This is a genomic window from Microcystis sp. LE19-84.1B (assembly GCF_027531875.1).
Taxonomy (GTDB): Bacteria; Cyanobacteriota; Cyanobacteriia; order Cyanobacteriales; family Microcystaceae; genus Microcystis; species Microcystis panniformis.
In genome coordinates this window covers 1-8,791 of record NZ_JAPZSR010000171.1, presented here as the reverse complement: position 1 = coordinate 8,791, position 8,791 = coordinate 1, and the positions used below count along the sequence as shown (strand labels likewise).

Below are 8,791 nucleotides of genomic sequence, written 5' to 3'. Positions count from 1 at the left end.
GAATTAGCAGTAGCTGCTAATTTAACAATCTCTTGTAATGTAGATAGTACCGAAACTTTATTCAGGTATTGTTCCACATCTAAAGGAACTTCACCTAAGCGAGATTCCAAAACTTTTTTCACAAAATCACGAGCATTTTCTAACGCTCCAATTTCCTTGCCAATTTCTTTACCGCGTTCGATTCCTCGTAACTCCATATTACTCATTAAAGGCATGGTTCTTTCCTCCTCAAATTGTTTAATTTTACTCTCTAAACTTGACTGTAATTCAGGGGATAAAGTCATCATATTGTCGATGATTTCAAACAGTTTAATTATCCGTTCTCTCTCGAACTATTTTTCATATAATCCCCTGATTAACTTCCACTTCCACTGTTCCGGTTGTGGCAGCTTCCCGGTAGTCGCTTTTGTTTTCAGGTGTGCCATGACTATTATAGCAAAGAGATTGCTACTTACCTCTAGTTCTGACCATCTTTCCTCATAGTCCAGTAATTTGACTGTTGGGAATTTGAGAGTCACTTCACAGCCAGCGATAGTATAATTATAGGAATCTGGTCGCCAATTTACTCGTTCATCCCCTAGAATAGCGAGACTGATAACCGGTTTCTGATACAAATCAAAGGCGCAATAATTATAAATATACATCCTCTGGTAGAAATTTTCGCCGATAACCATCTACTAATTAAAAATGATAATTATTTACTTTTCTAGCATTTTATCTAATCTTTCCTGAATCAATAAAGCCATGGAAGAACGCAGAAAAAATAAACCAAATAACCCCGCTAGACTGAAGGGAATAATAGCTAGTTTGCTATAGTTGCTGTCTAATAAAAATATGGCTGAGATAATGCTAAATCCCAATAGACAGACATTAATTAATACTTTAATTCCCAGATAAATTCTTTTCAGAAGTCGTTCATTTTCCCGTGACTTAACTTGAAAAACTAAATTTCCTCGCTCGATTTTTTCCTCTAATTGACGGATCATTCTCTCGTTTTTATTACCTTTTTGCCATTGTTGTTTAAGAAAAGTGCGCGCTTGATTAGCTAGGATAAGCATTGTCTTGGTAGTTCCTCCCGATACTGCTAGACTTTTCACAAAAGGTTGACTAGCTGCTAATAAATTATACTGGGGATCTAAAGAGCGGGCAATTCCATCCAAAGTGGTGACAGATTTAATAATAAAAGTCATTTGGGGGGGTAAGCGAAAAGGTTGCTGTTTAAACATTAAATACACTTGATCGCTAATTTGTTCAAATACCCTCACATCTACCGGTTTATCGCGAAATTCATCTAAAAGAAACTGCACGATATTTCGTATGGGTTGTAGATCTCTAACGGGTTCAATTAACCCCATATACATCAAAGTTTTTAAGACTGTTTCTGTATCCTTTCTCAAGATAGCGAAAAAGGTTTCGATCATTTGATCTTTAGCGACGGACTTTAACTCGAACATCGTGCCGAAATCGTAGAAAATTAACTCCCCTTCCTGACTAACTGCCATATTACCCGGATGGGGGTCTGATTGGAAAAAACCATCCTGTAATAGTTGTTTGAGATAGGAACAGATACCCAGTTGAATAATCCCATCTACGTTAATATTATTAGCTATTAAAGTCTCTCGATCATCAACTTTAATCCCCGGCACATACTCCAAAGTTAATACCTTGCGGGTGGTATATTGCCAGTAAACTAAAGGGACTTTTACCTGGGGATAATTCTTAAAATTTTCCCGAAAGCGATCAGCATTTTTGCCCTCATGAATATAATCGATTTCTTGAAAGAGTAGCTCAAAGAATTCTTGATAGATAGCTTCTAGATTATATTTTTTCACCACGGGGAAAATATTTAACCAACGGGTGAGACGATGCAACAATTCAAAATCGAGATTAAATAGTCCTTCTAGATTCGGTCTTTGTACCTTAATAACGACTTCTTCCCCACTTAATAACTGCGCTCGATGCACTTGTCCTAAACTGGCACAAGCGAGGGGAGAAACAGTAAAACTTTCAAATAAATTATCTAGGGTTTGTCCTAATTCTGTTTCGATAACTCGGATCGCTTCTTGACTATTAAATTCGGGAACTCGATCCTGTAATTGGGTTAATTGTTCGATATATTCGAGCGGAATTAAATCTGCTCGCGTCGATAAAGATTGTCCAATTTTAATAAAAGTTGGTCCCAAATTCATGAGGCGATCAACTAACCATTTCGCTCTCTTTTGCCGTTTTTTGCCCCTATTAGCCCCCGTTAAACGATCCCAGAGCAAAAAAGTCAAAAACTGCGTTGTAAAGCTAAATATCTCCAATTGACGAATAATTGGCGATCGCAAGCTTTGCTGCCAATGTAAAGATTTGGGGGAATCAAAGGGAGTAAGCATTAGTTATCAGTTATCAGTTATCAGTTATCAGTTATCAGTTATCAGTTATCAGATGAACGTAGGTTGGGTTGAAGCATGAAACCCAACGCCCAATCATTTTACGCTACCGCTAACCCATCCTACAAATAATTGTGCCTCCCTACTTAATATCCCACAGCGTTTCTCGTCAAGGTGAAGTATAAATTAAACCTTGCCGAAGGAAGGATTCCAGTCGCAAAAATGCGCTTCATCCATCTGAGAAACGCTGTCAAGTTTTACCTTCCCGTTTGCGAATTCGCTGGTAAAAATCCTGATTTTCAGCTTTTAATCTCTGCGACCAGGTAAACCCAGATCTACCGATAGAAGATGACTGCAAGCAAAACCAGAAAAGGCTACCGCATTTAATCCTTGACCGGGGAAGGTACTATCTCCCACACAATAAAGATTAGGAATAGCTGTGCGATTAAAGGGCATTCCTAATAAGCCTAACAGTTTTCTTCGCGGTATTGGGCCGTAACTGCCATCGATTCTATTCAAAAAGCGGCGATGGGTGCGGGCCGTGCCAATTTCGATATAATCTAATCCTGTATCTAGTTTGGGAAAGAGTTTTTTCAGGCGATCGATGAGACGATGAGCAGCGGCCTCTTTTTTCTGTTGATATTCTTGGGGGGGCAGTTTTTGCCATTGATCAATCCAGCTAGGGGTGAAAGTATGAATGATATGATGGTCCGGGGGTGCGAGGGAGGGATCGAGTAAGGTAGGAATAGAAACAAAGATAGTTCCCTGTTCTGCTTCCATATTTTCCCAATCTTCTAGTAAAATATGGTGACATTCGCTTCCTGATGGTAATACATCGGCCTTAACTCCCAGATGCAAACTCAGGAAACTGGGGGATTTTTGATAGCGTTTTTGCCAATTTTTTTCACTGCGGGGGAGAGATTCCGGGGGGAGTAGTTTCTCGAAGGTATCCCAACGCGTGGCATTAGAAACAATCTTTTTAGCGTAATATTCCTTACCATTGGTCAATCTTACTCCGATCGCCCGTCCTGCATCTAAAATAATCTTATTCACTCTCGCTTGATACTGGATTTCACCACCAGCTTTTTCCAATCCCGCGACTAACTTGAGAGCAATCTGTCCCACTCCTCCCCGGGGATAGTTAATTCCCCCGTAATGGCGATCGCTAAAGACCATTCCCGCATTAATCATCGGAGTGCGATCGGCGGGTACTACCGACCAACAATAACATTCCATGTCGATAAATTTCAATAATTTCGGGTCTTTAATATATTTTCTGGCCACATCTCCCGCATTTTGGGGTAAATACTTGACCAATCCCAAACAGGATAAGGGATGCTGGAAAAAAACCCTAGTCAGATAGCGGGGTTCTTCCAGCGATAGTAAATCCATACTATTGAGGCAATTAAACACCTGCCAGCATTCATCGTAAAAGCGCCGAATACCGGTTTTTTCTGCGGGAAAATGGCTAATTAATTCCTGTAAAAATTGTTCGTAGTCGCGATGAACTTTTAAGTCTAATCCGTCCGGGAGATGATAATGAATCTGGACGGGATCGGCAATGGTTTCGATACTCATATCCACCGCTGCCAAAGCTTTGGTTAAGAGGTTAGTCGTCCCCTTTTTGCCAAAACCAAAAATCATCGAAGCACCCACATCAAAACGATAACCCTCTCGTTCAAAATAACCTGCGCTGCCCCCCGGAATCAGATAACTCTCTAAAACTAAGACTTTTGCCCCTTTTGCCGCTAATTGCGTCGCTGTCACCAATCCCCCGATTCCCGACCCAATCACGATCGCATCGTACTGATTACTCATAACTTGACTCGATAAATTTTTGTATCAATTCTTGATTGTAACCCTTGACTAGCGGTCATTTATCGGCTAGTTTGCGGGAGCAAAAAATTTTGGGGGAGAAATGAAAAGCTGGTAAAAGGAAAAAAGTCTTGACAAATCCGGCCGCTTGACATAGTTGGGTTTGGGTGATATTATCTTCCGGAAAGACGGGCAGCGCTACTGTTATAAAAAAAACATTGGCTCTTCTCGTTTCTGTATGGAAGGGAGAAGAATAGGGGTAATTTTCTGGAAAGATAGTCTTCAAAGCCTTGCCTAGCAAGACTACTAGGAACGATAAACACTGATTATCACACCAAGTCGGGGAGAGCCAAACATCATTTTACTTAAAATTAATGGTTCTTCGGTTTGTGTTATGCAATGGAGGGGGGTTATAAAGGATAAAACCCTTACACAGAAAGACATTGCTTCGATTTTTGCCAATTGTTTTCTATCTAGAACGAGCTAATCAATTGAGTCTCTTGCCATATAAGGATTTAGTCGATTTATGCCCCCTGATCGAATCATACCAAGTAACGAAGAGCCAAATTAATTAATCAATTGGATAATGTATAGAAAACTGGCCAACAAAATCCTTAAATTAGCTAATTCCCTATCTAGGTCATCGAAGCGCTCTCTTTTAATTGTCACCGATTGCCTGATTTTTAGTCTAACCATCTATCTAGCCTTCTCTCTCAGGTTGAATCTGAGCCTCGAATATCAGCAAATTAGACCTTTTTTAGGGCAAATATTGGGCTTAATTGCCATTAAAACTCTAGTTTTCTATCTCAGAGGTATTTACCGTCCCGTAGTACGTTATACAGGATTAGAGTTTCTTTCCTCCGTACTGCAAGCGGTCCTCTATAGTTCAGGGGTTTTAATCAGTCTTGCCTACTTTCAAGGGGATGCCTTTTTGCCACGTTCAGTCCTGATTATCGACGCATTGTTAACCCTAGTATTGGTTATCGGGGTGAGATTGTTGATTCGTTCTGTCTTTCACCGTCTGAATATTTACGTCAGTAGTGTGGATAGGGAACCGACAATTGTTATCTATGGTGCCGGGGTTGTGGGTTGTCAATTGGCACGTTCCCTACAAAATGACCCCCACTATCGTTTATTAGCTTTTATTGATGATAATCCCGATTTGCAGCAGCGAGTGATCCAAGGCATTAGGGTTTATCCCCCCTCTCAATTGACACTACTGCACCAAAAACGGGCCTTTGACTGGGTTGTTCTCGCTATTCCGAACGTAGCCAAGGCCAAAAAGCGGCAAATCATCGAAAGTCTAGAAACTTTACCCATCGACATTAAAACTGTTCCTCCCCTCTCAAAAATTTTATCGGGGGAAGCGGCCATCAATCAGATTCGCAGTGTCGATGTCTCGGAATTATTAGGACGGGAAGAAATTCTACCCCATCCCGAACTTTTGGGAAAAAATGTCACAGGTAAAGCGGTGTTAGTCACCGGGGGTGGCGGTTCCATCGGTTCGGAATTATGCCGACAAATCGCCTTCCTCAAGCCAAAATGCCTGGTAATCTACGAATTAAACGAGTTTTCCCTCTACAAAATCGATCTCGATTTAAGCGAAAATTATACCGATTTACGCAAGTATGCCTATTTAGGCAATGTTCTCGACCGCAATCATCTGGCCCGAGTCATCCAACAACACCAGATTGAGACAATTTATCACACGGCCGCCTATAAGCACGTTCCCCTTGTGGAAGCCAATCCTAGTCAGGGGGTTTACACTAATGTTTGGGGCAGTTTAAATGTCGCTCAGACCGCGATCGAGAATTCAGTTAGTAATTTAGTTCTTATTTCCACCGATAAGGCCGTCAGACCGACTAACATTATGGGGGCCAGTAAACGCTGTGCTGAGTTAGTTGTACAAGCTTTGGCCGCTTTACCTGACACTGCCACCCGTTGCGCGATCGTCCGCTTTGGCAATGTTCTTGATAGTAGCGGTTCCGTGGTGCCGCGTTTCCGGGAACAAATTGCCCAACGTAAGAATATTACCCTCACCCATCGCGATATTATTCGCTATTTTATGTCTATTCCGGAGGCGGTGCGTTTGGTTATGCAAGCAGGAGCAATGGCTGAGGGGGGTGAGGTATTCCTGTTAGATATGGGTGAACCGGTAAGAATTTACGATTTGGCCCTACAGATGATTCGTTTAAGTGGCTTGGAATTAGGGCAAGATATCGATATTGAAATCACGGGATTAAGACCGGGGGAAAAACTCTACGAAGAATTATTAATCGATACCGATAAAGCTTGTCCCACCGCTCATCCAAAGATTTTTTGCGCTCATGAACACTTTCTTGCTTGGGACGAATTGCAAATCAAATTAGAGCAACTGCTTAATTCTATTCAAGTTAATGACCGTCAGGGCTTAGTTAAGTACCTACGAGATTTAGTTCCCGAATACCAACCCCCGAAGCAAATAGCAAGTAATTTGTCAAGTAAAAAGTGAAAAAGAGGAGTTTTAGCGAGTGCATCCCACATTTGCAGAAATACCGACAATTAGCAATTATCAGTGACTCTTAAATTAGTACAAAAATATGAACAATCGCGTGTAAGCATCCCACCGAAAAACTAATGCGCTCTGGGGTTTGGTCCCCAACGGGGGGTTTGGGTAGGGTTGATTCATGAATCAACCCTACTATGAATCAACCCTAGTGTTGAGTGATAAAACCGAAAGTAACGCCCAATTTTAGGAGAAAGTTTCCCCTTAAAAATCCCAAATTAGTAGATTTACAAAAATGAGATGCACCCGTTTTAGCTCTCCTCTTTTTCACCAAATTTATTAATCTAATTGAACCGACTGCTCTTGTTTTAATTGCTTTTGGATAGTTTTTACTGTCCGCTCAATTTTATTGATTCCGCGAGAAGAAGGGCGATTTATTCTATCAGCTAGAGGAGAAGTCTGTTGAATAGCGATGCTTAAATAAAGAGGAAAAGCGAGGGTAAAGGCTAAAAAAAGACGTTGTAACATGATCCACTCCCACAAAAGTTTTTCAGCGATTATTTAGCCGGCTGAAACTTTTCCCAGAATAACGACTAACTAGGAAAATTTCAGCTAGTTTGTGACAGTCCGGCAATTGGTGGGGCAATCCTAAAGAATTAGCGCTGAAACCCTCAACCCTAGACCGAGAGTCTGATACATTGATCTAGGAACATGAACGATCGCTCTATCTATGCACAAAATTCCAGTTACTGTGATCACGGGTTTTCTGGGTGCGGGAAAAACTACCCTCATCCGTCATCTACTGCAAAATAATCAAGGCCGCCGGGTGGCCGTTATGGTCAATGAATTCGGAGAAGTGGGAATTGATGGTGATTTGTTGAAAAGTTGTCAGACCTGCGATGACAACCCTAACGATAATATTGTGGAATTGACCAACGGTTGTCTGTGCTGCACAGTACAGGAAGAATTTCTCCCCACCATGCAGAAATTGCTGGAGCGACGGCAACAGTTGGATTGTATGCTGATCGAAACCTCGGGATTAGCTTTACCTAAACCTCTGGTTCAAGCTTTTCGCTGGCCGGAAATCCGCAACGGTGCGACGGTGGACGGAGTAATCACCGTGGTGGATGGTTTTGCTATCGCTAGGGGTCGTCTGGTGGCGGATTTGGACGCTTTAACCGCACAAAGGCAAGCAGACCCTAATTTAGAACACGAAACCCCCATTGAGGAGTTATTTGAGGATCAGTTAGCCTGCGCTGACCTGGTACTCTTAACTAAAACCGATCTCATCAGCGAAATTGAATTAGAAAAAATTATTAATTGGCTGAAAACACAACTGCGATCGACGGTAAAAATAGTTACTTGTGCCGATGGACAAATTAGCCCCGATGTGCTATTGGGATTTAATGCCGCCGTCGAGGATAATTTAGCCAGTCGTCCTAGTCATCATGATCACGAGGAAGAACACGATCACGATGAGGAGATCAATTCTGTGCAGTTTTGCCTCGATTCTCCCGTAGATGCCCAAATTTTGACCCAAAAGATTAAAGAATTGGTGGCCCGAGAAGAAATCTATCGGGTTAAGGGATTTGTTAATGTGGCCCATAAACCGATGCGTATGGTGTTACAGGGAGTCGGTGATCGCTTTGATTCTTTCTTCGATCGACCCTGGCAATCCACAGAAATGCGGCAAACTCGCTTGGTCTTTATCGGCCGCTCCCTCGATAGTCAGAGAATCGAGCAGGCCTTAACTAGGGTTGGCTGAAGAAGTTTTTCCTAGGGACAGGGTGTGGGGGGGGTGTTACAGTAGAGCAGGAAGTCGCCTTCCCACCCCCTGCTTCAAAACCGGACTTACGACTTTCGCCGTATCCGGCTCCTGAGTAACTAGGCTACTGTCATTAGTAGAATAATAATGGGAATTATTATTTCCTTGTCTATTCAACTCTCTTGGCTGTATCCCCACCAGACAAGATTGTTGGTTTTAGGGCGTATATGACCGTTGATTGTTGCTTAGACTTCCTAGTTACCCGTCCTTTGTTAGCATATCTTTGATATTACTCAAAGCCTTGGCTTTTAAGGACATCCTCTCCCTCTATTGACTTGCGGATGGTTTCCT

5 protein-coding genes and 1 pseudogene are annotated in these 8,791 nt (G+C 42.0%); 2 read left to right on the top strand and 4 right to left on the bottom strand.

The annotated features are described in order from the left end of the window. The 3 genes and pseudogenes from O9324_RS10290 to crtH all read right to left on the bottom strand — a co-directional run. A pseudogene (locus O9324_RS10290) lies at nucleotides 1-662 on the bottom strand (hypothetical protein); the annotation flags it as partial. 36 nt (nucleotides 663-698) lie between these two features. After that, nucleotides 699-2,378 carry an ABC1 kinase family protein gene (locus O9324_RS10285; protein WP_288140133.1) on the bottom strand — a complete coding sequence of 560 codons (1,680 nt, stop codon included), beginning with the start codon at nucleotides 2,376-2,378 and terminating at the stop codon, nucleotides 699-701. Nucleotides 2,379-2,681: 303 nt separating this feature from the next. Beyond that, a complete protein-coding gene (crtH, locus tag O9324_RS10280; RefSeq protein ID WP_288140132.1) occupies nucleotides 2,682-4,193 on the bottom strand; it encodes a carotenoid isomerase in 1,512 nt (503 codons plus the stop codon). Between the two features lie 583 nt (nucleotides 4,194-4,776). Here crtH and O9324_RS10275 point away from each other — a divergent pair. Then, entirely contained in the window at nucleotides 4,777-6,681 is a 1,905-nt protein-coding gene (locus O9324_RS10275) for a polysaccharide biosynthesis protein (protein ID WP_288140131.1), read from the top strand. Nucleotides 6,682-7,014: 333 nt separating this feature from the next. Here O9324_RS10275 and O9324_RS10270 read toward each other — a convergent pair whose 3' ends face one another. Further along, the gene (locus O9324_RS10270; protein WP_002769260.1) at nucleotides 7,015-7,203 is read right to left on the bottom strand and encodes a hypothetical protein; all 189 of its coding nucleotides are present in this window, start codon (nucleotides 7,201-7,203) and stop codon (nucleotides 7,015-7,017) included. A 202-nt stretch (nucleotides 7,204-7,405) separates the two neighbouring features. On the opposite strand from O9324_RS10270, the gene cobW reads away from it, so the two are divergent. Further along, entirely contained in the window at nucleotides 7,406-8,440 is a 1,035-nt protein-coding gene (gene cobW, locus O9324_RS10265; RefSeq protein ID WP_288140130.1) for a cobalamin biosynthesis protein CobW, read from the top strand. The last annotated feature ends 351 nt before the right edge of the window (nucleotides 8,441-8,791 follow it).